This window comes from Allopontixanthobacter sediminis (assembly GCF_009828115.1).
Taxonomy (GTDB): Bacteria; Pseudomonadota; Alphaproteobacteria; order Sphingomonadales; family Sphingomonadaceae; genus Allopontixanthobacter; species Allopontixanthobacter sediminis.
This window is the reverse complement of the sequence record NZ_WTYL01000002.1, coordinates 687,257-713,320: the sequence shown is the minus strand read 5'-3', so window position 1 is coordinate 713,320 and position 26,064 is coordinate 687,257. Positions and strand designations below refer to the sequence as shown.

General features: G+C 52.6%; 26 protein-coding genes and 2 pseudogenes. 19 read left to right on the top strand and 9 right to left on the bottom strand.

Annotated elements, in window-relative coordinates; genetic code table 11:
- Nucleotides 1-35 precede the first annotated feature (35 nt).
- A pseudogene (locus tag GRI65_RS09115) lies at nt 36-296 on the top strand (integrase core domain-containing protein); the annotation flags it as partial.
- Between the two features lie 224 nt (nt 297-520).
- Here the strand turns inward: GRI65_RS09115 and GRI65_RS09110 are convergent.
- Entirely contained in the window at nt 521-1,507 is a 987-nt protein-coding gene (locus GRI65_RS09110) for a glycosyltransferase family 4 protein (protein ID WP_160756191.1), read from the bottom strand.
- A gap of 783 nt (nt 1,508-2,290) precedes the next feature.
- On the opposite strand from GRI65_RS09110, the gene GRI65_RS09105 reads away from it, so the two are divergent.
- Together GRI65_RS09105 and GRI65_RS09100 are read left to right on the top strand one after the other, a co-directional pair.
- Nucleotides 2,291-4,015 carry a hypothetical protein gene (locus tag GRI65_RS09105; RefSeq protein WP_232844021.1) on the top strand — a complete coding sequence of 575 codons (1,725 nt, stop codon included), beginning with the start codon at nt 2,291-2,293 and terminating at the stop codon, nt 4,013-4,015.
- A gap of 85 nt (nt 4,016-4,100) precedes the next feature.
- The gene (locus tag GRI65_RS09100; protein ID WP_160756190.1) at nt 4,101-5,402 is read left to right on the top strand and encodes a hypothetical protein; all 1,302 of its coding nucleotides are present in this window, start codon (nt 4,101-4,103) and stop codon (nt 5,400-5,402) included.
- 411 nt (nt 5,403-5,813) lie between these two features.
- On the opposite strand, the gene GRI65_RS15520 is transcribed toward GRI65_RS09100, so the two are convergent.
- A complete protein-coding gene (locus GRI65_RS15520) occupies nt 5,814-6,128 on the bottom strand; it encodes a transposase (RefSeq protein ID WP_408609039.1) in 315 nt (104 codons plus the stop codon).
- 152 nt (nt 6,129-6,280) lie between these two features.
- On the opposite strand from GRI65_RS15520, the gene opgC reads away from it, so the two are divergent.
- Both opgC and GRI65_RS09090 read left to right on the top strand, forming a co-directional pair.
- On the top strand, nt 6,281-7,363 hold the full coding sequence (opgC, locus tag GRI65_RS09095; RefSeq protein WP_160756189.1) for an OpgC domain-containing protein: 1,083 nt from the start codon (nt 6,281-6,283) through the stop codon (nt 7,361-7,363).
- A 17-nt stretch (nt 7,364-7,380) separates the two neighbouring features.
- Nucleotides 7,381-7,515: pseudogene (locus GRI65_RS09090) on the top strand (transposase domain-containing protein); the annotation flags it as partial.
- 699 nt (nt 7,516-8,214) lie between these two features.
- On the opposite strand, the gene GRI65_RS09080 reads toward GRI65_RS09090, so the two are convergent.
- From GRI65_RS09080 to GRI65_RS09070, 3 genes are all read right to left on the bottom strand, one after another.
- Complete coding sequence (locus GRI65_RS09080; protein ID WP_160756187.1) at nt 8,215-8,844, bottom strand: hypothetical protein; 630 nt, start codon at nt 8,842-8,844, stop codon at nt 8,215-8,217.
- 99 nt (nt 8,845-8,943) lie between these two features.
- Nucleotides 8,944-9,987 (bottom strand): glycosyltransferase family 2 protein, encoded by a 1,044-nt coding sequence (locus GRI65_RS09075; RefSeq protein WP_160756186.1) that lies wholly within the window; start codon nt 9,985-9,987, stop codon nt 8,944-8,946.
- 63 nt (nt 9,988-10,050) lie between these two features.
- Nucleotides 10,051-11,418 carry an oligosaccharide flippase family protein gene (locus GRI65_RS09070; protein ID WP_160756185.1) on the bottom strand — a complete coding sequence of 456 codons (1,368 nt, stop codon included), beginning with the start codon at nt 11,416-11,418 and terminating at the stop codon, nt 10,051-10,053.
- Nucleotides 11,419-11,690: 272 nt separating this feature from the next.
- Here GRI65_RS09070 and xrtV point away from each other — a divergent pair, with 272 nt between their 5' ends.
- Nucleotides 11,691-12,578, top strand: coding sequence for an exosortase V (gene xrtV / locus GRI65_RS09065; RefSeq protein ID WP_160756184.1), 888 nt, complete (start codon nt 11,691-11,693; stop codon nt 12,576-12,578).
- Here xrtV and GRI65_RS09060 read toward each other — a convergent pair.
- Nucleotides 12,575-12,829, bottom strand: coding sequence for an XrtV sorting system accessory protein (locus GRI65_RS09060; RefSeq protein WP_160756183.1), 255 nt, complete (start codon nt 12,827-12,829; stop codon nt 12,575-12,577). The two genes, xrtV and GRI65_RS09060, sit on opposite strands and share 4 nt — an antisense overlap.
- 110 nt (nt 12,830-12,939) lie before the next feature.
- On the opposite strand from GRI65_RS09060, the gene GRI65_RS09055 reads away from it, so the two are divergent.
- The 9 genes from GRI65_RS09055 (at nt 12,940) to rfbB (ending at nt 19,948) form a co-directional block, all read left to right on the top strand.
- A complete protein-coding gene (locus GRI65_RS09055) occupies nt 12,940-13,782 on the top strand; it encodes an EpsD family peptidyl-prolyl cis-trans isomerase (RefSeq protein WP_160756182.1) in 843 nt (280 codons plus the stop codon).
- 602 nt (nt 13,783-14,384) lie between these two features.
- Nucleotides 14,385-14,525 (top strand): hypothetical protein, encoded by a 141-nt coding sequence (locus GRI65_RS15280; protein WP_232844020.1) that lies wholly within the window; start codon nt 14,385-14,387, stop codon nt 14,523-14,525.
- On the top strand, nt 14,522-14,614 hold the full coding sequence (locus GRI65_RS15510) for a hypothetical protein (protein WP_408609044.1): 93 nt from the start codon (nt 14,522-14,524) through the stop codon (nt 14,612-14,614). Before GRI65_RS15280 ends, GRI65_RS15510 begins: the two co-directional genes overlap by 4 nt.
- An 11-nt stretch (nt 14,615-14,625) precedes the next feature.
- Entirely contained in the window at nt 14,626-15,483 is an 858-nt protein-coding gene (locus GRI65_RS09045) for a hypothetical protein (protein ID WP_160756180.1), read from the top strand.
- A 202-nt stretch (nt 15,484-15,685) separates the two neighbouring features.
- Complete coding sequence (locus GRI65_RS09040; RefSeq protein WP_160756179.1) at nt 15,686-16,228, top strand: retropepsin-like aspartic protease family protein; 543 nt, start codon at nt 15,686-15,688, stop codon at nt 16,226-16,228.
- Nucleotides 16,229-16,622: 394 nt separating this feature from the next.
- Nucleotides 16,623-17,507, top strand: coding sequence for a glucose-1-phosphate thymidylyltransferase RfbA (rfbA, locus tag GRI65_RS09035; protein ID WP_160756178.1), 885 nt, complete (start codon nt 16,623-16,625; stop codon nt 17,505-17,507).
- On the top strand, nt 17,498-18,043 hold the full coding sequence (rfbC, locus tag GRI65_RS09030) for a dTDP-4-dehydrorhamnose 3,5-epimerase (RefSeq protein ID WP_160756177.1): 546 nt from the start codon (nt 17,498-17,500) through the stop codon (nt 18,041-18,043). The genes rfbA and rfbC overlap by 10 nt, the downstream gene beginning before the upstream one ends.
- The gene (rfbD, locus tag GRI65_RS09025) at nt 18,040-18,897 is read left to right on the top strand and encodes a dTDP-4-dehydrorhamnose reductase (protein ID WP_160756176.1); all 858 of its coding nucleotides are present in this window, start codon (nt 18,040-18,042) and stop codon (nt 18,895-18,897) included. Before rfbC ends, rfbD begins: the two co-directional genes overlap by 4 nt.
- Nucleotides 18,890-19,948, top strand: a complete 1,059-nt coding sequence (gene rfbB / locus GRI65_RS09020) for a dTDP-glucose 4,6-dehydratase (protein WP_160756175.1) — start codon at nt 18,890-18,892, stop codon at nt 19,946-19,948. Before rfbD ends, rfbB begins: the two co-directional genes overlap by 8 nt.
- Before the next feature lie 245 nt (nt 19,949-20,193).
- On the opposite strand, the gene GRI65_RS09015 is transcribed toward rfbB, so the two are convergent.
- Nucleotides 20,194-20,661, bottom strand: coding sequence for a PEPxxWA-CTERM sorting domain-containing protein (locus GRI65_RS09015; RefSeq protein WP_160756174.1), 468 nt, complete (start codon nt 20,659-20,661; stop codon nt 20,194-20,196).
- A 514-nt stretch (nt 20,662-21,175) separates the two neighbouring features.
- Entirely contained in the window at nt 21,176-21,829 is a 654-nt protein-coding gene (locus tag GRI65_RS09010; protein ID WP_160756173.1) for a DsbA family protein, read from the bottom strand.
- A gap of 542 nt (nt 21,830-22,371) precedes the next feature.
- Between GRI65_RS09010 and GRI65_RS09005 the strand changes: the two genes are divergently transcribed.
- Complete coding sequence (locus GRI65_RS09005) at nt 22,372-22,992, top strand: PEPxxWA-CTERM sorting domain-containing protein (RefSeq protein WP_160756172.1); 621 nt, start codon at nt 22,372-22,374, stop codon at nt 22,990-22,992.
- A 381-nt stretch (nt 22,993-23,373) separates the two neighbouring features.
- On the opposite strand, the gene GRI65_RS09000 is transcribed toward GRI65_RS09005, so the two are convergent.
- Nucleotides 23,374-23,895: a PilZ domain-containing protein gene (locus GRI65_RS09000; RefSeq protein WP_160756171.1), complete on the bottom strand. Its 522-nt coding sequence runs from the start codon at nt 23,893-23,895 to the stop codon at nt 23,374-23,376.
- Between the two features lie 317 nt (nt 23,896-24,212).
- Between GRI65_RS09000 and GRI65_RS08995 the strand changes: the two genes are divergently transcribed.
- The 3 genes from GRI65_RS08995 (at nt 24,213) to GRI65_RS08985 (ending at nt 25,444) form a co-directional block, all read left to right on the top strand.
- Nucleotides 24,213-24,581, top strand: a complete 369-nt coding sequence (locus GRI65_RS08995) for a response regulator (protein ID WP_160756170.1) — start codon at nt 24,213-24,215, stop codon at nt 24,579-24,581.
- A gap of 356 nt (nt 24,582-24,937) precedes the next feature.
- Nucleotides 24,938-25,159, top strand: a complete 222-nt coding sequence (locus tag GRI65_RS08990) for a hypothetical protein (protein ID WP_160756169.1) — start codon at nt 24,938-24,940, stop codon at nt 25,157-25,159.
- Between the two features lie 18 nt (nt 25,160-25,177).
- A complete protein-coding gene (locus GRI65_RS08985; RefSeq protein ID WP_332872639.1) occupies nt 25,178-25,444 on the top strand; it encodes a sensor histidine kinase in 267 nt (88 codons plus the stop codon).
- Nucleotides 25,445-26,064: the final 620 nt, after the last annotated feature.

Below are 26,064 nucleotides of genomic sequence, written 5' to 3'. Positions count from 1 at the left end.
CTCTGAGCGGCCGAGGTCATCATTGCCTTACGGATAAAAGCTTCAACGGTCGGATGCGCGATGAATTGCTGAACGAGACGCTGTTGCTCAGCCTGGTGCATGACCGGGTCGAGATCGCCGGCTGGGTGGAAGATTACAACCGGGGAGAGACCGCACTCCGCCCTTGGCTACGCAACCCAGGCGGCCGTCGCCGCCGAACTGAATAAGCAATGGCTTGCTTCGCTACGCCCTGCGGACTCCGCAACGCAGCCCTTGCTTCGACCGCGCTCATGCGTGAAAAGACGGCTCGACGCTAACCCCAGTTGGTGGAAAGCTCAGGGGTCAGGTTAGGGCCAACCTACGGGCTTCATTAGGGCCATCAGCCATACGGTACTGTGCGAACAGACCGAACAAATGGATTCACCCGACCGATATGTTCACCTACAGAAAAACTCTTGCGCAGCGGGGCCGTACACAGATGGACCAACAACGGCTGCACCTTGACACACTTTGCTTGATACGAGCTCTCCACTTCGTCACCTTAGGCAGAAACGCCTGCCGCTTGCAATAAAGCGTCTTGGTAAATTAGCAGCATTCGATCGATTTTTTTCTCCCAATCAAAATGCTCTTCAACCTTTTGCCGGCCCGAACGCCCCATATTACGAGCAAGTGTAGGGTCGCTGGCAAGTTTCCCGATCGCCTTTGCAAGGTTAGCTGCAAAATCGGCACGGGGAATTGGTGAGACTAATATACCGCAGGACGAATCAACATAGTCGGCCGGGCCTCCCCAATTTGATGCAATGACGGGCAAGCCCAACCCCATAGCCTCAAGCACGACCGCACCGCCACATTCGTGGACGGAATTGAGGATCAATGCATCAGCGTTAGATAGCACTTTAGCGCATTCCGGCTGGGATAAAAAGCCGTGGAAATCAACGGCGTCGTTCAAACTCAGCGCTCCGACCAAGGCTTTCAAGGTTTCCATCTCCTCCCCCTCACCCACAATTGACAGTCTCGCGTCGATCCCATTGGAACGCGCAAGCAGCAATGCGTGAAGCGTTAGATCAACGGCTTTCAAGGCAATTAGGCGGCCTACGAAAGCGAGCCGGAACGGATCGTTGGATAACCGAACTTGGTGTCGAACTTCTGTGCGCCAAATAGAGAGATCAACGCCATTCTCCACTAATGTAACTAAACGCGGGTGATCGATCACTGGTAGAGCAGCTCGCGTGCGCGCGTTCGCTACTAATAATACTGCTGCTTTCCGCTTACCTGGTATGATCCGATTAACGAATACTGCAGCGACCCTGGCTGCCGCGGTAAATCTGCGGGAAAGAGCACTCTCAAGATCTTCGTATCCTGACGGATAAGTCATGCCCCCATTCATCGGCCCGATCACCACAGGCACCCCAAGTCCGTGCAGGCTTGACGGCGCCTTCGGAGAGACTGGTATCGGTTGATGAATTAAATTGACGTTGCCAGCATCGACCAATTGCCTGACGAGTTTGCCCACATAGATCTCGTTCACCAAATTTATTGCTACGCCAAAAAAATTAGTCCGCAGCGACGTAGGAAAGAATCCTCCAATTCGCCAGATAGCGCGATGCCAAAAGGTGTCTGCGATGAAATGGACGTATTGAATGTCGTTTCCGAGGACCCTTTGCAGGTTTGCGCGATTGCGATCATGAGCGATCAGTTGTGCTGGGTAGCCGCGCTTACGCAAAGATCTAAAGTAGATTAGCGGAAGGAACGCCTCGCCTCCCAAGGCGGAAGAAGCATTTGGGGCCACTATAAGAATGGCAGGATCCGGAGTAAGAGACATCAATTCAGTCGTTTAAGGTAGCTCATAAATCACTGCTATCCCATGCTAGGGAAATAGTGAAGGCGCAAAAAAGTCCCTCAAATGGCAGGAATTTTTTCCGATACAGTAAGAAGGCTCTTAATGATTTAGAAAAGGGGTTAAGTGCTTGCAATATCGAGGCATACAGCGAGCGCACCCCCTATGGCCGCCCGTGATCCGATGCCACGCGGACTTCCTCTATCAGAGTGACATCGACAGCGAGTAGAAGTTTAGGTGCCATCCGCAATTTATGGGCCCAGATGTCCGACCTATCCGTTGGCTTCAAAGTAATTTAGCCGTTACATAGGGGCCCGTTCGACCGTATTCCCCTCAGCAGCCTCAGTCGAAATTCTAGTTTGCTCAACTTATCTCGGAGGAATTGGTTGCGCCAAAATCCCGTATTGCCGTACATGACCTCCGAGCGCATAGCCCGATCCACGATGCACCTCACTTTACCCGAAAGATGAAATCATGACGATAGGTCGTCGTCCATTGCTGATCGCCTCGGTGTCTGGTGTAGGGGTGTTGTCCGGCGGCCTTGCTAGCTTCTGGGATTCGAATAGATCAATAGCCGCAACTGAGCACGTAGCGCGCAGCAACACGTTTCCCAAAATCCCTATTGGAATGAACCTTGCCCCCATCGCTGATTGGGAGCCAGGTTTTCCATTCAGAAACCTTTTTCTTGGCGCACGTCCTTGGCTCACTCGGAATCTCATCAGATCGGGCCCACACGATACCAAGCTGCAAGGCTCATTTCAGTTCGATAGGGACGGATATCCGCTACAAGTACCAGTTGCCTCGCCAGATTCGAGTGAACCGCAAACCGTCTTCACTTATCTCCCAAATTGCCGAGAACCAGGTAACTACATTCTTCTTTATGATGGCGAAGGTGACATTGATGGAGTTGCAGCGACCAAGGTAATTTCACGAAAGCCTGGCCGCTTGAAATTGAAAATGTCCCAAAATTCGCAATCGTACGAAGGCTTAGTCATAAAGCGCTCTGTTTTGGGGAATCACATCAGAAATATTCGCCTTGTACGAGAATATGATGAAACAATTGATCTCAATGAATCTCCGTTTTTGCCAGAGTTTCTCGAATTTTGTAGGCCATTTCATTGCCTTAGATTTATGGAGTGGGGACAAACAAACAATTCGCTCGAAGAAAACTGGGAAACCCGAAAGCGGCCAACCTTTTATACTATGGTCGGCAAAAGTGGGGACCCCGAGGCGACGTATGGCCCAGCTCCAACGCCCTTTGAAATGAAGTTCTCCGGGGGCGTGTCGATCGAGCTGATGGTCCAGCTCTGCAACACGCTCAAAACCGATCCATGGTTTTGCATTCCCCATCGCGCAACAGATGACTATATAGCCAAGTTCGCGCGGCTGGTTAGAGAAACGCTCGACCCCGGCCTTAAAGTCTATCTCGAATATTCAAACGAAGTCTGGAATTGGGGCTTCCATCAAGCAGGGTGGATGCTCCGGTCTCCCTTGGCCGGCGCGATCGTCGAGATGAATGGCGGAAATGCCTGGAAAGATGATAAGAAATTGGAAGGTGTGGGCCATCCTGAGCGGATCGGCGCTCTGTTCCGACGAACATTTTCGATTTGGGAGCGAGAATGGTCGGGCAATGCGCAAAGGCGATTAACTCGCGTTTGCGCAGTTCAAGCCGCTTGGTTCGATGCATCTAAACGCACAATCCAGTGGTGTCTGGACCATGGCGGTGCTGATGCCGTTTCCCCGGCGTCTTATGTCGGCCCAGATAATGCTATATACGAGAAATGGTCGGCGCAAGGTAAAGATCTGACACCGGAAATGGTCATCAATGATATTAAAGCCGTAATTCAGTCGCTAAGGTCGAGCGGGAGCTTGGCGCAGACGATCGCATTCGGTAAACAACACGGCCTCACTTATGTTGCTTACGAAGCGGGGCAGCACATTCAGGCGAAAGACCAAATCGAATTGCCGTACAGCCCGGCATTGGCGGCAGCCCAGACGCACCCAGAAATGTATGATCTCTACGTTGAACTTTTAAGGCTAAATCGCGACCTAGGTTGCACGCTGCTTTCTCATTTCAACAGTGTCGGGCGGCAAGGTACGCGCTGGGGAAGCTGGGGAGCAAAGGCCAGCTACGACGCCCCCCTAAAAGATAGCCCCAAAATGCGGGCATTGCTCGATTGCAACGTCACGCGAAACTAAGCCATTATGCGCTGACGAAAGGGCTTCCGAAATTCCTAACCTATTGGCCTATGTAATGCTGGCGGTATGCCCCGTTGCGACCGTAATGCTGTTTATCCTCTTGCCCGCGCACCGCGCTCTCGTGTGGTCAGTTTTATGTGCCTATCTGATCCTCCCCGTCGGAACATCTTTCGAGATGCCTTTTTTTCCGTCACTTGACAAAACAACGGTTTCCAACCTTTCCATTCTGCTTTGTTGTCTTTTGTTGGTGCGCGAAAATTGGCTTAGGGCGCTAAAAGAGCCAGTGCTGATGACGTTGGCGGCCACCTTCACCCTGTCTCCTTTCATTACGGCAACCTTCAATGCCGAGTCGTTAGTTTTTGGGGGCCGGTTCATTCCGCCAATGTCGATGTACGACGCTTTTGCGCAATCGGTACTCAATGTAATCACCTTGATCCCTTTTATTGCCGCATATGGCTTAATTAACAACGATCAGCGGCGGTGGCACGTCATCATCATATTAGTTAGCGGCGCCTTGGCATACTCGGTTTTGATGCTGATCGAGGTTCGCCTGAGTCCTCAGTTGCATCGCATGATCTATGGCTTCTTTCCGCATAGTTTTGGTCAGCAGATGCGGGCCGGCGGTTTCCGACCCGTAGTGTTTCTTGGCCACGGACTGTTGGTGGCGATCTTTTGCGCGATGGCTTTGACTGCAGCAATTGCTCGTTGGCGTGAAGCAAGGGGGCCGATTAAGATGCGCGCGGGCCTGATTGTTACCTATTTTGCGATTCTTCTGCTGCTGTGCAAGTCGACCGGCGCCATCATCCTAGCAGCAGTCTTCGCCCCCCTCATTGCGTTCCTGCGCGCGAAACGCCTCGCGGCGATCAGCGCGGCTGCGTGCATCACCATCTTGCTGTACCCCGCAATTCGAAGCGCAGGATTAGTCCCTATCGCCACGATCTCAGATCTGACAGCGTCATACAGCGCTGACCGAGCGGGGTCTTTGGGTGTTCGGCTGATCAATGAAGATCAATTGCTAGAGAGAGTCTCTGAGAAGCCGGTCTTTGGCTGGGGAAGCTGGGGACGCAATCGCATCTATTCGCCTGATAACGGCAGCGATCTGAGCACCACCGATGGAGCATGGATCATTACAATAGGCACATGGGGATGGGTCGGCTATCTGGCTATGTTTGGGCTACTGTGTGCTGGATGTGTGCGGCTTTTGTGGAGAAGAAGCAGTCAGGTATCAATATCAATGGGATCCGCTGCGATATGCGTGCTTCTGGCAATCAACCTGCTGGATAGCATTCCAAACGCATCGATTAGACCGATTACTTGGCTCTTTGCTGGAGCTATTTTCGCAATACGTGCGAAAGAGGGTGGCCAGTCTCAGACAAGTATTCGCTAAGTTTATGTGGTCGTCATACGTTAGGAAATATGTCAATCGGCGCGCCAAGGCAAACCACTTTCGGAGCTGAAGCAAGCTAGATCGGACCCGCTCCATCGCGCTGCGCACAACGTAGACATGACATAGCCCGACCGGAGGCGTGCGTTGCGCACTACATCGTTTGGTTGAGTGCTGTTGGAGTGATCAGCTACGGTTTTTTCAATCGCCAGCACCGGCTTTGACCGTGTCATAAAGGTGCGCAACAACGCGCCTCGGCTCTAATCGCAATTGGTAGAACGCCGGGCGGCGAGAGCGCCGCTCGTGCTGATCCTGGCTTCCTCAAAGAGGCCGATAATCGGGTCAACCGCTGTGCAGCCCTAGAGCGCCGTCGCGAACTACATTGTCGTGATCGCAGTGTCCTAGTGGGCCTTTTCAGTGCATGCGCCGACCCAGACGATATTGTGCCGAGCGGGAAAGACCGCTCCGCTGTGCAATGATTGCACCAGCCCCTATTTGATCGGTCGAGCATCGAGCCGCCAAGTGCTTCTGTAGCCGTTCGTTCTCCTGCGCCAAATTGCGCAGATGTCGGGCGTCCAACAATTCCAGACTGCAATACTTGAACTTCCCCTTGCCAAATTTCGCCGACAAGATCGCGCGACGGCAACATACCTCCGCCGTCGCAATCCTGACCTCCTGTTCTTTCAAATCAGCGATGATTTGCTCCCCGCTAAACCTGTTCCGCGTCATACGTCCGACTCTTTGTTTACGTCTCCCCTGTAAGAAGCGTATGGCGGTCTAGGCGTCGGCGAGATTTTACGGCTCAAGCTGCAATGTCTCCCGAAAAAATGGCTCGGTCCGCGAGCCCTGCGCCTTGGGACACTGAATGGTGAGGCAGATGCATGCGGCTTGATCTTGTAGATGGCATTAGAGGGCACCTGCTGATCGGGATGTTGATTGCACATCTGAGCTTCGCCCCTGGCATGGCTGCTCTTGGTTACTTCCACCACCACCAGTTAATCGGCATGTATGATGCCGAGTTCTTTATACCGATTTCAGGATTTATCATCGGCTATCTGTTTGCTCAGCGGATGAACACTACCAGCCTCTTCTACAAATTCCTAAATGCCCGCCTGTGGACAATCTATAAGTACTATTTGCTGAGTGCTGTACCGTTCCTAATTATCGCGTTTTTCGCCAACCCTTCCTTGTCAATCATCGGACCGCTGACGAACGTGGCGGTGATGCAGGATGGCGGCGCGTACTCGGATATTTTGCCGATCTATTTTTACTGCTTCCTTCTGCTTTATATGTTGTTTTGGATGGTACCGCATATCGGCTTTGTGCTGCCGCTGATAGTTTCTGCGACAATCTATCTATGGAGCCAGAGCCAGTATCAGACCGGAATGTTCGGCCTCAGCTCACGCTTTGTCATTTTTGACATCGCTGCATGGCAATTTCTATTTATGCTGTTTCTTTTCTTAGGCGCACGATCCAAGGATGCGGCAGAAGTAATGCGCCGCATACCTATCCGCACCTACTACGCGGCATTTGCTCTGCTGGTCATAGTGCTTGTAGCTGGGCGAATACCCCACCCGTATCCGACCTCGTTTCCCGGTTATGAGGAGCTAAACCCCAATTGGCCGCGCATGCAATTGCATCCATTGTTTTTAGCCAAAATCCTCACTGTCTGCCTTCTATTCACCTTGGTCCTGCTGAGGCCTGAGGGGTTTCTGAAATGGCCCAACCATTTTGCCAAATGGTATTTCGCGTTACCGTTTGTCAGAAACGTTGGAAAGTACTCCATCCAGATGTTCACCCTTCATGTCTTTATGATGGCGCTCTTCAATATGTTGAGCAATGAATTCACTTTGCCGATGCAATACGTTTTTGCGATAGGGTTGCTTGCCTTGTTCATTGCTGCTCCGAACTTGTGGGTAAATTTCAAGAAGCGCAGATCGGCCTTCGTTGAGGCACCAGCCTAGACCCATGTGTTAGGGTGTCCGCCGTCATCTACACGCTTAACCAGACCGACAAGCTGGGCGATGTCGATCCCCACGCTTGGCTCGCCGATGTCCTTGCCCTAATCGCAGATCACCCCGCCCCAAGGCTCGACGAGCTGCTGCTGTGGAACTGGGCGGTGGACCCTCAGCCCTCGCCGGATAAATCGGGCTACGCCGCGGTCCTCACCGGATGGATACGCGGCACACCTCGGCAACGCAGGCGCCCGGCGCGAAAGCCTCGGACAGCATCCGCAGCCGTTCTTCCTCGCTCCAGCTTCGGCGCCGCGATGGCCCCAAAAAACAACGTCACCTGACCCAACGACCACCCCTAAGCGCGCTCAATACCTCCTCGGACAAGGCGGCAACCGCCGTATGGATACGTTCCGCGCTCCCGCTTTTGGCTTCCAGCTGAAGTGGGCCGCCAGGCTCACCCCAGCCTTGCGGAAGACATCCGCCACCCGCGTGCCTTTTCGCCCTGCTCAACGACGAAAGCCTTGTGGGCGTCCATAAACTTCGATCCCTTGATGCCGTAACTCTTCATCGAGCAAAGGATAAACGGCGGAAAACCTTAATGGCGGACGGTTCAGTTTGCTGGTGGCAAAGCAACCGTTAACACTACCACTGGATCGCCGTCCTTGTTCAATTACGCAAGATGGTCTTACGAGGTAAACAGGCTAGACGGCCAAATCTGCGATCGCTCCCGTCTCGAGCAATTAGCGCGCAAATGCGAATGGTTATCGAGGGTGTCCAACTCTTCATTCGGCGGATTGCTGCTAGATGATCAGAGCAAAGCTCCTCTGGACCTCGTTATAGTACAACTGGGTAATTCCCACTTATGCAGGATCGTTTAGCGACTTCTCAACCATGGCGAGTGGCACGACTTGAGTGCCAATATGGAATACTGCGGCGCGCCCCACGAATATTGGCGAACCTAGATATTCTTCAATCATGTGGTATTGCGGACGCATTGAATAGTCGTCGAACATCAAAACCGATTTAGCATGGGCATTATGTGCCTGGCGCGCACTTTCCAACGCACAAGCGACACGGTAGCGTCCATCAATTAAAATGAATTGCGGGAATGGTGCTGAGCCCCAAGGCGCTGTTACATAGCGCTTAGCCTTGGTTGCGCTTGGAAACAGCGGCATACCCCATTCGCGAGTAATTCCCATACTCGCCACAATCTGGGTAACTGTGTTGCCATGCAGCTGGGCTGCCACTGCTTGTGCATAGAATCTGTCATTTTCCACACTAATTGTCTTAACGCCTAATCGGCTTGCGTAAACCGTGCTGCCGCCTGAACCGAATTCAACATAATTCAGAGCCAAGCCAATGTTTTCCTTGAAGAACTTCACTTCCGCTGGCGGCATGTAGGGCTCATTCCCTGGAGGTGAGAAACCCTTGAACCGTTGGCGGACAATGAACTTCAGAAGTCCTGGAAAATCTTTGAATATCGGGTGCATTTGGCAGTTACCTCTATGCAGAACATTCTTTGCGGACCTAAACCCACAATATTACATTTAACAACAATTTTAAACGAGAGGTCAGATAAGCACACGAAATCAGAACTTCAGGTATCTGAGTTTTGCACGCTCAGTCATTACAAGGAAGTTGCGTTCTAGTAATTCTTCTGGAGTTGGAGAGGCAAGTAAGTTACTTGTGTTAAACCTAAACTGGTGGCCGCTCTTGACGATCGACGCGCGTCTTGAAGTCTCATCATGAGATACTCTCCCTTCTGCGAGTAGATCCATTTCACGAGAAATATAATTGCCAGAAAACTTATAATGCTTGAGGAGAGCGGTGAAATCTGCAATCCGTAAACCGGTTGTCAAATGTGGGTGCCTAAAGGGATGAACACCCTCTTTATAGTAAAATAAAGGATGCTTTGTTAGACAACAGTCCTCATTGAAGTACCTCTTTCTGATTCCGCCAAATTTCCATGTAACTTCTTCATTCGAAATCATATTGTTTTCGACTAAGCCGGAGAATGGGACATTTGAGCTGAAATAGTCCATATCTGTCAGGCAATCCAAAGAATAGAATTTGCTACTCTTTGTAGACTCATAAAAGCTCAGCGAAGACTCCTCAACTAAACTTCTATCCGGAACAAGATCGAGCATCTGTGCTATCAACCCAGTATAGCCTTCGTCCAATAGGCTTCTTCCAAGCTCCCTAATGCACATTTTTTCAGATCCCGCATAATCGAAAAGTTCGTCTGGATCAACTGCTAGCCTCCACCCCTCCGTACAGAAACTCTTAGAAATTTCGTGCCGTATCGGCGTCTGATAGTCACGGAAATTTAAATCAGTAGATAGCGTAATCGAGTTTTTCCATCTTGCAGTAATATCGACAGAGTTATCGCTTGAATTATTGTCAACATACACAAAATAGCGCGCACCTATACTCCTATAATATTCATAGAAATACTCAAGATAATGAGCCATATTTCGGCACAGTAGCACCACTACTATGTCACCGCTTGGCAGGTCTATAAATTTTTCGCCAGAAACCCAGTGTAGGGATTTTCTTACGTAATTTTTCGTCCATAGCGCCGATGCCGCCGCACCAACTTTACTCAATCCCTTGCTAATGAGACCCTGGGTCATGATATTAACCAATGAAAGGGAGAAACACCCATGATCCAAAAGCTCATCTTGAGAAAATCTCTGTTAAGACCAGAAAGTATAAAAACCGCTTATACACTGGATGAAGAAAATAGTAATTAGCGCGATTGCGTCTAACCTCAAGTCGGCCAGTCCGATTTTATGAGATACATTCCAATTGAACGCAACGACTGCTAGATTTGCTACTCCGACGCCGTAAAGCATGCCGACAATCCCATAAATCTCGAAACCAACTGTAACTCCTACAATCCTTAAAATTGCCGACAAGAAAATTATAAAGAAGTACGATGAAGCTTTTCCGACGGCCAAAACTGCGCTCGTATATCCTGCACTCACCGCGCTAATAGCGTTCGCAAACGCTATTGCGACCAGATAGCGCCCAGCGGAGTGGTACCTCGGATCGTAGAGGAACTCAACGAGAGGTTCTCCAAGCAGGATCACAGCGGAGGATAACAAAACCGATATCGCTAATGTACGCTTTCTCAGTGCTCTCAATATAGTGAAGCCATTCTGAGGCGAGGCCCGATATGTCTCAGCGAGCACGGGCAAGCCAATTGCTCCAGCTAGTTTCATTGCCAAATCGTTTGGAATACCTGCGATGGTGTAAGCTATGGCAAGTATGCCAAATTCGGCCGGTGTAATAAAGCCGGCCTGGATAGCTCTGAGCCCCTCGCCGCCGACGTATGTAGCCATGGTAGAAAACAATATCCAACGACCGAACTGGATCAGCGATCTGACGGAATCTTCATCCAATGCAATTCGGTGCCGGTGCCGAGGCAAAAGGGCAAATCCTATTGCAACGACCACAGCGGCACTTGCGATATTGGCGACTGCTAAGGCCCACACCGATCGCCAGAAATATACCAACGTGACGAGCAGTCCAATTGAGATGACTTGCCCCAAGACCTGAACAATTGTTATTCTCTTGAAATCCAAACGGCGTTCGGCAGTTGCCATAGCGATGGACGTAAATCCGCTTATCGCCGCGGTAATGCTGAGCAAAGCCAGAAGTGGGAAAAGGATCGGCTCTTCATAAACCAGTGATATGGGATAGGCGATTGCCGCGCCGATGGCGCATATCAGTATCCCCCGTGCGATCTGGATTGTCCACGCGGTGTTGAGAAATTCTGCTTGGTCGCCGCGAATGTCGCGAATGACGGCAGGTTTCAGGCCGATATCAGAAAACATCGCCAAGCCGACGAGGAATACGGTAGCCAAGGCCATCAGACCGAAAGCTTCGGGAAACAAGAGCCGCGTCAAAATTAAATTAGAGCCCAGCTGCAAAGCTTTCTGCACTGCGAAGCCAGCGCCTATCCAAGCCCCTGAGTGTACCGCGCGGCTTCGCAGTGACAACGCTACATCTTGGTCGCGGAAAAGTGCCTTAAGGAAAACCAGTCGCTGCTTGACTTGCACAGAGTGGGAGTCCGATCAGGTGGTTCAAAATTGCGTGGCAATGGTTCGAGCCCTAGCACTTACCTCTTTAATGTCGAATCAAAATCCGGTGGGTTCAATGCAGTGGTCGACATGGCCAAGGGGGCAGGGCTAGTTGAAAGTAACTCCGTCCGCCTATGGGCGGCAATTAACTTGCCTCAGCATCTGTAAGTTTGCTAAACAAACAAGCTAGGTTGTTCGCCGCAACCTCTTATATCGCGGCTTTCTAACTCTCCTAAAAGCGAAAGTCGAAATTGAAAGCATCTGGGAATCTTCATACAAAGCGCGCGCCTTACAATTGGGCGCGGCGTTTCTCGCCAGCCCTAATCGGGCTAATTGCAATTTCCTACCCTACGTGGCAGTTCGTCGCGACAGAAAGCTGGTCAACGGAACAGGGTTCGCTCGGTCCGTTCATTCTCGCGTCTGGTGTTTGGCTTCTGTTTAGAATGCTTCCAGAAACCAAGGTTGTGCAGTCGCGCCCACCAGCGTGGCAAGCCTTTGGCGCCATCTTTCTTATGGCAGCCGCGCTGATAGTGCTTCGCATCGCGGCGGTGATCGAACTCGAAGTTTATGCGTTATATGGGCTTCTAATTGCCCTCCTATTCGCATTCATTGGTTGGCGCGCAATTAAGATCTTGTGGTTTCCGCTTCTCTATCTTTTGTTTGCGGTCCCATTGCCAGATAGCCTCGTCGCAGCCCTCACCAACCCGCTGAAACTTTGGATCAGCGACACTGCCGTCGCCCTATTGTATCTTGCCAACTATCCGATTGCCAGCTCCGGTGTCACCATTCAAATAGGCCAGTATCAACTTCTCGTGGCTGCAGCCTGCGCCGGCTTGAGCTCGCTCATAACTTTGTCGGCTCTCACTTTATTTTATGTATACCTGATCCATCGGTCGAATTGGCGCTATATGATGGTACTGATCGCAGCGGCAGTGCCGATCGCGATATTCTCTAACCTCGTTCGCGTGCTGCTCCTCATTCTAATCACGTATCATGTGGGCGAGGCCGCGGCGCAGGGGTTCCTCCATAACTTTGCTGGAATGACGACATTTGCAATCGCGCTGATCATGATTTACGCCCTAGACAAGGTCGCTCAGACGATCATCGCGTTTCGCACCAAAGAACTGAGGGTCGCCTAAGAGGCACCGGGGTCCGAAGCCGTAAACGGCTTCAAGACGAAATTGATGTAAGCGAGAACACCCACGAGAAGCGCGACAGAAACCAACATATATCCCTCGTTGCCGAGATAATTTGCTACCGCACAACCAACTGCCGGCGGCAGATAATGGTGTACCTTGTCACGCGATTCATCTTCAGAGGACCGCTGCAAAAACAGAACGGCAAGCCCGACAAAGATTCCAACAGTGACCCAATCGTAGACAGTTTCCAATTTGGCATCCCCGTTGTTGTGAGCGGTCCGCAAGGTCGCTATAGCACCCCATCATGTTGATGTAGAATGCCAAACCGCGCAGACTCTTCATTCAATTGTTGGGGACCTAAGTGACTTTCACCTTTACCGCAAGACTGGCATTGGCCAGCGCCGTGTTGATCAGCCTTACCGCCTGCAGCAGCGAGCCGACCGGGCAAGTCGTAGCCGTCGTGAACGGTGAAGAGATCACGCAACAAGAACTGAATGCTGAGATATCCGAGTTGCCAGCACCTCCTGTAGGGGACAAGGAGGCAATTCGAAGGCAGGTACTACAGCAGATCGTCGATCGCCGCCTGATCTCGCAGGTAGCAAAAGAAGACGGTCTCGATAAGGACCCGATGTACATTACTCGGCAAAGGCGCCTGAACGAAGAGCTCCTTGTGCAGATGTATGGAACCAAAATTGCCGACACAGTGCGCGTTCCTGACGCCGCATCCATCAAGAAGTACCTGGCTGACAATCCCGGCAAGTTTAGTCAACGGACCGCTTATCTCGTGGATCAGATCAGTTTCGACCTTCCCAACGATCCAAGCGTCCTCAAGGCACTCGAGGCCGACAAATCCATGGCAGACGTCGAACAAACTTTGAAGAGATTCAATGTGAGCTACGACACGGGAAAGAACACGATCGATTCTATGAGCATTCCCACACCTGCTCTCAACCAGATCCTAGCGCTTCCACCCGGCGAGCCTTTTGTGGTGCCGACACAGGGGAAGATAGTGGTTAGCGTGATCACTGGCCGCCAGGCAGTTCCAACCAGCGAAGAAGATGCAACACCCGTTGCCGCTCAAACCATGCGCGCCGAAAACCTAGGGAAAGTTTTGCAGACACGCTTGGACGAAGCCAGAACGAAGGCGACTATAACTTATCAAGAGGGGCTCGCGCCGGCACCCAAGAAAACACCGACAAAATAAGCGCCTAGAGCTGGTTCGCTGAGTTTCGCCAGATCTGTGAGCATGCAGTCCACACGATATAATTGGTTGATAATAGGTAAATTACTTATCATAAGCACCGAACATTGAAAGCGGGGTTGTAGTGCCAGAACAAGAGGAAACAGGGAGCGGTAATACGGTTCGTTCGAAAACGGCCGTAGCTCTGATTGTTGGCATTGCTTTGATTGGGTTTACGCGCCTAGAGGATCGCGCCATCATCGGGGCGCCGGATTCAAAGGCTAGCCCGATCGCTGCCATGGCAATCCCTCCGTCTGAGGCCACCGACGACGGGTCGTTTTCGGACGATCCAGACGGCATGGTGAGGGTTTCCGACGCCTCTCGGATCCCGCGTAACCGAATCCGCCGAATTTTGCGGGACCGTGACACGAGCAACGTTGCTACTCGCAGTATCAATCCAGCCATTGCCGCGCCGCCAGGTGCCGCCATCTCTGGCGCAGCAGTCGACCCGGCTGCCGCTGCGGCAATGTTGGAAGCCTTTTCCCCGGCGGCAGACACGACCCCTACGGCGTTTGCGGCATTGGGGCCAGCTTTCGGCCCAACTGCGACACCTGTGTTTTCAGCGGGTGTCCCAGGCACTGGGGGCGGAGGCTCTGGCGGCGGGGGGACTGGTGGCGGCGGCGGCGACAGCAGCGGTGGAGGTACCGGCGGATCAGACGGTGTTCCGGTCACAGCAGTTCCCGAACCGTCAACATGGATCACCTTGATCTTAGGCTTTTTCGGTGTCGGCGTTGCACTTCGTCGTCGAAACAGGGTCCGTAAACCGCGACTCTTGGCCGTATCTTCAAGTCAATGACTGGCCGAAACGTGTCGTTCATTCCATTATCGGTGGTCAGGCTCGCTGCACGCGCATGGATCGTTCTCTGCGCCCTATACTTTCTCTGGGAAGCGGTAAGTTATAGGGGGTTCTTTGGCCGGCTTGCCGAGTTGCAGCTTGGATATTTCGGGGCCTATGCTCCTCTGCTCACCTTTCTCTTCTTGTTCTGCTTAGCCGCCCTACCGGCTTGGTTAGTCCTTAGGGTTTTGCGCAAACGCGAGAACGCGGAACAGAGTATAGAGCAAAATCGATTGAATCCAATTAAGCGCGCGAAAACCCTCCGAGCGGTCCTGTATGGGTTCGGCATGGCTGCATGTCTGGTGATTGCGGGATTTGTGATATTCACACTATTCATGCTACCGGGAACGACGGGTGCGCGGCAGACGATAGCTGCAAGTGATTTCGGTGTCGTCTCCGTTGAAGAAGGGCCGGCTCGTATCGTCGGAGGCGAAGTGGGTGAAATCATCTTCTTCGGACAAGACTGGTTCCTAGGTGACGATCGGATGGCTTTTGCTCCGTATCGCGCCGCTGGGCAGGGAAAGTCAGCCCGCGTGTTTGTGCAACTCGACGCGACCGATAGGAACGAGTTGATCGGGCTCACTCAAAAGCCCGCGTGGTCCGGCCTTCTTGTTGAAGGTGGGCTTCCAGGGACTGCACGGGCCTTATTCAACTCCATCGGAGTTGGCATAGGCGATCCGTATTACACCCTTTATATCGATAAGAATTCACTCGAAATCCGCTATTGGCTTCAAGCCATCCAATGGGCAATTCTAGCCGCGTTTCTGCTGATTTTTGGAAAAGTTCAATCTCGCCGGATCCGGCGGATGGAAGCTGAACTAAGCGCTTGATTCTGAAGAGGCCTTCCTTGCCAGTATAAACGAAGTGATTTTCAACGGTCGGCAGACGAGTAGAATGACCTGAAGGGCCCGTAGTTCCCGCTTCAAAGGTATATCGATTTCCAAACGCTCTGCACGAAACTTTCTATTAGTTAATGGTCAGTTAGGCATCCTCCGAAACGTAAGCGAAAAGCCATGCCGCTAGCCTGCGTGGATGAGGCAAATTCTGCATTTTACGGCTGGGGTGGTAGCCACGGTGGCTATAACGCCCTTTTTTGCGCTTCAGGATGCTCGTTTGCCGCCGTCTGCGTTTGCTACGCGAACTGCCTCAGTTCAGCTACAAACAGACGGCGCACTTAAAGGGATTCAGCGAGCCGACAACGGACTGTTCTTTGTTGATGGCAATATGGGATCTGAAACGGTCCGTTTCCTGGTGGATACAGGGGCGAGTCATATGGTCCTAAGCCATGAGGCTGCTCAGAAAATTGATTCTTATGCACGCTTGGCGGATACCGAGAAGCTCTTGACAGCTGGCGGTGTGGTCGATGTCGATTGGATCGTGATTAAAGAGATCGCATTCGACGGTCACGTTATGAAGAATTTAAAAGCGGCCATCCCGCGCAAAGATGTTGGCGTATCACTGCTCGGACAAAATGGGCTCGCCCAGTTCGCTTCGATTCATATCGACGGTGACCACCTGACCTTTAGGGGGTCTAGCCCTGCCCTTGCCAAAAAAGTTCCGCCGGAAAACGATTAAGTTGCCACAGATGCGGATTTACGGCTCGCGATACTTCATGACTGTCTAAGGAGTTTGAGAAGAGCAAAAATCCCGAGACGCAGTGCTCAATTTGCGCGAGGGTTGTTGGTTCGGATCAGAGCTCGCACTTCAGATCCGATGGATCAGCGGCGCTCAATGATTATCCACTCGGTACGAATATGTGAGGCCCTACCCAGGCGGTTGTCGATGTGGACGAGGCTTGGAACGAGGGGAAGCCTTTCACACAGCCGCCGAAATTCTGAACAGATGTCGGTCATAATAAATTTTGTTTTTGTATTAAAACCCGTCCGGGCATGTGCCTTCCATTGCATTCGTTTCTCAGGTTTGCGAGAGCACGCTTCGAAATCAGACCGACACGAAGGCTCCATGAAAAATGCGCAAAGGGATCATCCTTGCAGGAGGGTCGGGGACACGGCTTTATCCCCTTACCAAAGCAGTCTCGAAACAGCTTATGCCTGTCTACGACAAGCCGATGATCTATTACCCGCTATCGGTACTGATATTGAGCGGGATTCGCGAAATCCTTGTCATCACAACACCGCATGACCTTGCTGCGTTTCAAGCCCTACTGGGAGACGGGCGGGATTTGGGTGTGGCCATAAGTTATGCCGTCCAGCCGGAACCAGCTGGCCTGGCTCAGGCCTATCATATCGGGGCCGAGTTTGTCGGGACAGGTCCTTCGGCGCTCATCTTGGGCGACAACATTTTTTATGGGCATGGCCTATCCGACATGCTCGCCCGGGCGAGTTCACGCACGAGCGGCGCCACCGTGTTTGGCTATCACGTCGATGATCCAACCGCCTACGGCGTCGTTTCTTTCGACAAATCCGGCAGAGCACAAACCATCGAAGAAAAGCCAGCGTCGCCGAAATCCAATTATGCAGTCACGGGCCTCTACTTTTATGACGGGCGCGCGGTGGAACTCGCACAAGCAATCAAGCCATCGTCTCGCGGCGAACTGGAAATTACGGATCTCAATCGCATGTATCTGGAAGCGGGTGACCTCGATGTCGAGCTCATGGGGCGTGGGTTTGCCTGGCTGGATACAGGTACGCATGGGTCGCTGATCGATGCAGCCAACTATGTCCGGATCACCGAAGAACGGCAGGGATTGAAAATCTGTTGTCCCGAGGAGCTCAGCTGGAGAATGGGCTTCATTGACGACGATGAACTGAAGCGGATCGCCGAACCTTTAAGGAAGTCAGGTTACGGCGAATATTTGCTCAAGCTGCTCGAAGCGGGATCACAATGGAAGTAACACCCACCCCAATCAAGGACGCGGTGGTAATCCAGCCGCGCGTCTTCGGAGACGAGCGCGGCTTTTTCATGGAAAGCTGGAACCAAAAGACTTTCTGCGAAAAAGGTTTGAACCTGGATTTCGTGCAAGACAATCAAAGCCGTTCTTCCCGCGGGATCCTGCGGGGCCTCCACTACCAAAATCCGGCTCCGCAGGGCAAACTCGTCCGAGTTACAGCAGGCTCGGTATTTGACGTAATCGTCGACCTACGCCGATCTTCTCAAACTTTCGGCAAGTGGTTCGGGCTGGAACTGTCGTCCGCCAACAAGACAATGTTGTGGGTTCCGCCAGGAATGGCGCACGGGTTCCTTTGCCTCGAGGATGGAACGGACTTCCTCTACAAATGCACCGACCTTTACGATCCATCTTCCGAGCATTGTTTGCGGTGGGATGACCCAGAGGTCGGTATATCCTGGCCTCTTGACGGGATTGTTCCGCAATTGTCCGCGAAAGATCAGAACGGGCGATCGTTAGCAGAGACCGTGGGTTACCCATGAAGGTCTTGATTACGGGCGCGGAAGGGCAGTTGGGGCGCGCCTTGGTGCAGTGCGCGCCCGCGCATGTCACCATAGCAGCACTTGGTTCGATTGCGCTCAACATCACTGACGCAGATTCGGTAGCGAAGGCCTTTGCCGATCACGCCCCCGCTGTCGTCATCAATGCGGCCGCGTTCACTGCGGTGGACTTGGCTGAAACCGAACCAGAGCGCGCCTTTTCAATCAATCAGGCTGGCGTGGCGCTTCTTGCCCACGCCGCACAAACCGCAGGTGCCCGTTTGGTGCATGTTTCGACCGACTTCGTGTTTGGTGAATCTGACGCTGTTCCTCGGAAGCCAAGCGATTACCCAGCTCCCATGAGCATTTATGGCGCCTCGAAGCTAGCCGGGGAGGCTGCCGCAGGACCGGACGCTTTAATCGTTCGTACGGCTTGGGTTTATGCCGCGAACGGCCAGAACTTCGTCAACACGATGCTGCGCCTCATGCGCGAGCGAGACGAGGTGCGCGTCGTGGCAGACCAGGTTGGCACGCCCAGCTGGGCTTCTTCACTCGCCGAGGCAATTTGGGCTCTTACACTGCAGGGCAAGGTGGGGATATTCCACTACACTGACAGCGGAGTAGCCAGCTGGTATGATTTCGCGGTAGCGATCCAAGAAGAAGCGTTGGAACTTGGCTTCCTCGATCGCGCCGTTCCGATCGTCCCTATTACGACCGCCGATTATCCAATGCCTGCCAAAAGACCGGCATTTTCGGTGCTCGATAAAACTGAGACATGGAAAGCACTTGGAGGCATAGCGCCGCATTGGCGCGTTCAATTGCGCCGGATGCTGAAGGAACTTGTGGATCATGGCTAATCTTCTCGTGACCGGGGGCGCTGGTTTCATTGGCGCGAATTTCGTGCGCCATTGGCGTAGCGGGCACGGCGCTGACGAGATTACTGTGCTGGATCTGCTAACCTATGCCGGAAACCCGGCCAACCTCGCCGGACTGAAGGAGGTCGATCTTGTAGAAGGTGATATCTGCGACACTGGGTTGGTCTCTCGCCTTCTGAAAGATCGCAAGATCGATACTATCGTACACTTCGCCGCGGAAAGTCATGTCGACCGGTCAATCTCCGGTCCAGACGCCTTTGTCACTACGAACGTCGTGGGAACGCACAGCATGCTGAAAGCTGCGCGTCGAGCCTGGCTGGATAGTGGATCGGGCCAGCCGCACCGGTTTCATCACGTATCCACCGACGAGGTTTACGGCTCGCTGGGGCCCAACGATCCCGCGTTTAGCGAAACCACCACCTATGAACCCAATTCGCCCTATTCGGCGTCAAAAGCCGGCTCGGACCACTTGGTGCGAGCCTATCATCATACCTACGGACTGGATACGACCACTAGTAACTGTTCGAACAATTACGGCCCGTACCAATTCCCCGAAAAGCTGATCCCCCTTTTTCTGATCAATTGCCTCTATGGCCGGAACCTCCCGATTTATGGCGACGGCATGAATGTGAGGGATTGGCTTCATGTGGAAGACCACTGCCAAGGCATTGAACTAGTCTTGACGAAAGGCCGCACCGGAGAAACCTATAATATCGGCGGCGGCCAAGAATTGCCCAATTTGAAGGTTATCGAAGAAATCTGCACCGCGGTCGATCAAGCCTTTGCTAGCCGTGGTGGCTTGGCGGCCAAGTACCCAGATGCGCCTGCGGCGCGAGGCGAACCGTCCGCTTCCCTTAAGACCTTCGTTACTGACCGCGCCGGCCACGATCGCCGCTATGCAATCGATGAAACCAAAGTGCGGAGCGAACTGGGCTATCGGCCCGAGCGCGACTTCACTGTAGGCTTTGCGGAAACATTGGCTTGGTATCTTGATAATGAGAACTGGTGGCGCCCATTATTGGGCCGACAGTAGCGTTTGCATCTCACTTTATCCATGAAGAGTCAGGATTCTTCAAGGAGCCGAGTTGTCCTCCGGACGCCCGCGTTCGGAAAATTCGTTTCTGAAAAGGCACAAGGGGCTTGTGTGGATTGACAGATGGTTTGCCGTTCTGAGGCTTTCCATTACATCAATCGGAGTGAGCTCAGTTTCCGTAGATTTTTCCAGAAACAAAAATCGCTCCGGTTACAGCGTCTTCTGACTTCAATACATATAGAGCATCAACTGAAAGCGAACCGTGATGAATGGGTCTTTCGGCGCCGCAAAGTGAAGCCGACCAGACCAAGACCTAAGATAAACATCGCCCAAGTGGCGGGCTCGGGAACAGCAGGCCCACTGGTCGAGTACAAGGCGGCATTTGAGATCCCGCGGAAGTTCGTAGTAAAGGTCATAGGCCCTGTCCCTGCATCAATCTTATAGAAAACAGTGGAGTTACCCGGCCCTCCGTCATGCGTGCTCCCGCCGCCCCAATGAATTGCGAGAAAGGAGATGCCTGAAAGCGGGGCTGTAAAGCTGAACGTTTGACCCCTGAAATCGCCCGCAAATTCGAGCTTGTTGCCTGCGATCCAGGATGATTGTCCAATTGAACCACCGCCAATAGAGCCCCAAAGAGCCGTACGGGCAGCGTTCGCCTCCGGACTGTCATTATTCAGATTGCCAGACGCCTCGATGCAAGCGATGGCGTTCAAAGTAATGCCTTGCTCGCAGGGAACTGTGGGGGGAGGAGCCGGCTTCGCTGCAAACGCAGGGCTCCCAGCCAGAACAGATGCGGCGATGGCCACTCTAATAAACTTCTTTCGCATTTGCCCCCCAACAACTGAGCGCGACTTCAGTTTCAGAATCGGTTTAAGTATAGCTGCCAATCTTAACGGACTGCTTGCTCTTTTGAAAGAAGAAGCCTCCAGCTGCCCCAAATTGGGGCGCTTGGACTATCTGATTCCCGGACCTTAAGTTCACACAACCTATGTTCGAGGCAATAGGCCTAGCAGCGTGACCCTTAGCCCACCGGGTTTGGCACGCCTTCGTGCGTCCGATGAGCCAGCGCTTGGCTCTTTTCCAAGCTTCTACTGTCCATGCGGCACTCCATGGGGGGAGGCAATTAATCTGACCGATTCGGCCTACTAGCTTTGAGTTGCAGCCCGACGAAAATCCTTTTGAGACACTTTGGTCTTACTTCCTCGCCGCTATGCATTTTCCTGTGTGCTAGCGGCCTTCGGTTCGCCGACCTTTCTCGAATGCGTCTGTGAATTCCCCCTCATCGAGCCCCCCTGATACAAGCGTCGGGCCGATGAGATAGCCAGGGGTGCCGGCCAATCCTAAGCTAAATGCGTCCCGGCGATTGAGGTTGAGTTGCTGACGAATTTCCTCCGAGTGGTCGCGCAGATCACTTTGAATCTGCGCCCAATCGCCGCCAGACCCGGTAACCGCCTCGCGCATTACTTGCTCACTGAGTGGCCGCCGCTCGCTCATCAACTGCCGATGGACTGCAGGATAGATATTCTGCCGGTCCGACGCGATCGCTATAAGCGCGGCTTCTTCTGAGATCGGTCCAAAGATTGGCCAATCTCTATAAACTACGCGAATGTGACCGTCTTTTTCCACAGCCGCCATCATCTGCGGGTCCGCAAGCTTGCAAGCGGGACATTGGTAATCGGTGAACACAACTAGGGTTAGCGTCGGGTCGTCGACCTCCCGCGAGGGTGAAGACCGATCGTCGAGGATTGCCTGCGCGGTCGCGTTAGAACTGACATCAATGCCAATTGGAGAGGTCCGGGTCAGCAATTGGGCCGCGGCGAATGCGATAATAGTAACAATAAATAGCTGTATCAGGTCCTTGCGAGTTAACTTTGCGGCCATGCTCCACCTTCCTTGGACTCCTCGGTTGCCTCTCGCTAATTCCCGTCAACTTTTCCAGCAAGCAAATGGTCTGCGTTCTGTCTCGAGTAAAAATCTCCGGTCATCACAAACTTAATGGAATCATTTCTCGTAAGCGCTAAAGTTTTGAAAACCTCGAGCCTGGGTTGCTGCGTAGTCAGCGGTGCCTGGCTTTCGCGCAATATGGTGCTCGCTACCTCTCAAGGTGAGCGAAGCCCTCTATTAAAGCGATGTTTGGTTGCTCGAAATCGAGCTCCGCCAGCGACCTTTTATAATTAACTCTTTGCGACCTCAAATCACTTGGGGGTACTTGTCGCTTCGGGAACAGCGGAACGTGCAGATGTCTGCTCGTTGCTGCCAGTCCAGATTCAGGGGGAGCATGGTTCCTAATTGATTGTGGCAAAACGGGATTCTTTGGCAATGAAGTATCGTTTGCTAATTATTAATATCTGATTATTGCTCGAAAAGAGCGGAAAGGAAGTCCTTCTCGCGCAAGGACTCGATGACAAAACAGGGAAATGATAATGAAAGAGCTACTTTCGCTTGCATTTGCTGGCTCGATTGCGTTCGCAACGCCTGCGATGGCGGCCGAGACCATAATTGATTTTTCAACTTTTGCCGACGGCACGCCGATCACCTCGGTGGCTGGGGTAACCTTTTCCATGGGCGGCGGACCGAACGCTTCTTCGACACCGTCAGCAGTTTGCGTTTTTACTGCTTGCCCCGTGGCACTTTCAAATTCTGATACCAATGACTATCCTACAAATAGTGTTTTAAGCGCCGTTTTTGGCAATGTTGTTTCGAATGTACGCTTCACCTTCAACAACTATGGTACTAACAACGGCTCATTTTACAGCGCGTTTGATGAGAGCGGCGCATTGATTAGTAGTGCCGTTATTGATTCGAGTAACAACTATACGGACTTTATTAGTGTTGGCGGGGCTGGAATCAAATCATTGACTTGGAATAATAATTCTGGTGGGAGCTCTAATTGGCAATTTGGCGTGGGGGCATTGGGATTTGAAACAATGTCCGCTGTGCCAGAGCCGAGTACTTGGGCACTACTGCTCTTGGGTTTTGGCCTTATTGGCGGATCAATGCGCGCGGCTCGTCGTAAGGGAAGCATCGCGGTTTCTTACGCCTAAGCGGTCGGGAATAGAGCCGTCGATGCTTCTGTCGGCGGCTCTTGGCGTTACACCGACCTCAAACTTAGCTGCTTCGGTAACAATCTAAATTGCCAGGCACCATTTTTGATCTACCGTGGACATGTTGGGGCGCGGCGCTCTGCCGACATGCTCACCGGCTTCCCCAGCCGGGACTGGAGCCAAGCCGCGTCTAACATTACTTCCCGACCTCGAACCACTCGATTCTGAGTTTTTCCACCTTCCCCAGATCCGGTGGGCTGGTTGCCCCGGCTGAGTTTGCTAGCAGAATGGCGGAGGAATATCCGAATGGCTGCAACATCAAAGAATTTAAGCAACGCCATCAAAGCCACCGCTCGTTCGGTATTGAGCTGACGCAGCTACTTACATAGCGAATGAGTAGACGGTCGCGATGAGAACGGCCCAGAGTGAGAGAGACAAGTAAAAAGCAATTGACCAGTTCAGCGGAGCTTTAACGTCGACTTTGCTGTCTTCCAGACCATCATCAGTACCTTCGGCGGTTGCGATCTCACGGGCCGCTTGAGCAGGGCTTGACTTCAGCAAGGCTGCACTGACGGCGCCCACCGAAACAGTTTCGTCGAATTGACAACCGGAGAACCTACCACTTTGCCAAACCACCCTAGCTTGAACGGGGCCACTGCCCGGCAGGACCACCTCAATCACGTCTTCGGTCGATAATGTTGTCAGCTCTGCTTTGAGCAGCAGTCCGCCTTCAGAAATGTCGCGGATTTCAACCTGGGTCTCTCCCTTTGAATGGGAGCTTGTTACGGCGGAGAGCGTAAGTGACCGGCGCTGTCTACGAGGCTGAAAAAATCCTTCCGCGGCGTCCACCGGAAAGCCCTCTTCGCTGTCCACTGGATTGTTTAGTGTCGCTCTGAAGCGCATTGGGCATCCTTTCATTCTTTGAATGATCGGAAGAATCTAAAATTGCATGAACCGCTTCGTGCAGAATACTCCGTACTTCAACTACTTGAGATAAATATCGTCGGTGCCTGGCCCTCGCAATTTTCGGCCTTTTCCCGATGCCGAAGACAATCCTGCGCCTGAAATGTGACTGAGATTTGGTTTAGCGCGCTCCGCTAAGTTTACCCGGATCGATATCTGCCAGAAGCTCAATACGGGAACTGGCAGGTCGGTCGGGCATTCGATACCCGAACGGCCCCCAGCTGTCGCAGGCCCTAACCTACCTTGAATGGATGCATATGTTAAAACGCGTACTCGTCATTGAGGACGACCTACTTAACCGCATGATGTTATGCGCTGTCTTGCGCGAAGGCGGTTATCAAGTTGAGGAAGTCGTGGACGAGCGGCTTACGCTTAAGGAGGTCGAGGAATTCGGTCCCGACTTAATTGTGCTCGACATTCATTTGCCTCATATCTCGGGTATCGACATCATCAAATTGCTGAAGTCTAACGTGCGGCTGCGCGATATCCCAGTCTTGGCTGTTACTGGATTTGTCGGCAGAGGGGCAGAGTTCAAAGTCCGCTCCGCTGGAGCAAGTGGTTATCTCGCTAAGCCGGTATCTATGAAGCCGTTTCTTGAAACCGTTGGCGGGCTGATCGCCGCTTAATGCCGTTCTTTTGATTGCAATTGTCGGGGTTCCGTAGCTGGTTGATACTGGCCGCCAGCACCATTCCCCACAGACGCTTTGTGGTCCTACCTGACGGACACCGCCACAATGCTAAAGGACCCTCCCCCTCGGTCGCTCATGCCAAGTGGCAAACCCTCTTGGCATGAGCTCACTGCGTTGAAGGGCCAGCTATGCCAATCAGAGAGAAGCTGCATTCAGGCTGACAGTACTAAACCATAATCCAGTCCAAGTTCGAAGTAGAAAGAGCGCGCTAGGGAATTCTGGCATCGGCGGCGGGGCCGCCGTGCTGGCGTCAGTCGAGCCTGGAGGACTGCGCATTCAAGGCCGGAATGGTCATGCGCGATATCCGAAGTATGCCTGCGCAGCCGCGCGCAGATTCGAAAGAATTCGATGTGGGCGTAGCAGTTTCCGAGGCTTTGACGATCGCGCTCATGAACGTCTCAAGTACTATTCAGGTAACCAACACCGCGTGCAGCGGGTTGATCGCGATTGGCGTTTCTATTCAAATTCAGCAAATCCTGATCAATTTGATCCGGAATGCATGCGAAGCCGTGTGAGGATTTGAACGGCCTGAAATAGCCATTGTCGCGATGGCAAGGGACGGCGTTGCTTCAGTTTCTGTCTGCGATAATGGCCCCGGGCTCGCCCCCGAGATGATGACCAACCTGTTTGATGCCTTTTTTACTTCCAAACCGGGAAGAAGCGGTCTTGGCCTTTCGATCAGCCGGACAATTGTCGAAGCGCACTCAGGGAAATTAACCGCACCCAATAATCCCGACGGGGGAGCAACTTTTCACTTCACGATACCATTGGCTAAAGGAAGGCGACTAAAGCCTTTCTAACTCAGCAACGTTCCTACGAACCGTAAGCATTGAACCTTGCCGAGAGTGTTCTCGCCGATATGGCGTGCCGCGAGAGTATCGGCGCAGAGGACGAAAACCAGATCGGCAATTGCCGTTACGCAACGCTTCAGGTTCCCGCGCAACATAGACAGCTCAACTGCGTGAAAAGAACTTTCTAACAACGCCTGTCGAAGCGACTTCTTCGGTTTCAGTCCTTGCCAGCTGCCGGGACAACCGGTCATGTCGGAGAGCTAACTCACGTAAGCGCCGCGCTACGAGCGGATCGGGGTGACCGGACGCAAGTTGGCGGGCCTTTCGGGCCAGCTGCGAATAATGGATTGAGTCACGTAATTCCGACATGCCCCAGCTATAATACTTAACCACCGCAGAGATAACTATTCTAAAGTCTAGTTCTGTTTTAGCACACCTGTCTTCCGGAGGTGAGAGTGGCTCGTACCTCTGTCAAATCGATATTCGAAGCTTCGTGACCAGCAGCAGTCTGGCAATCTCGGGCTAGACTGAGGCAAAACCATCAACAAAATAGACAATGTAGGCACTTTGCCGGAACCTTGAAATCGGAAGTTTATCAAAGGGTTGAGCCGCCTCCGTTGCCCACGCAA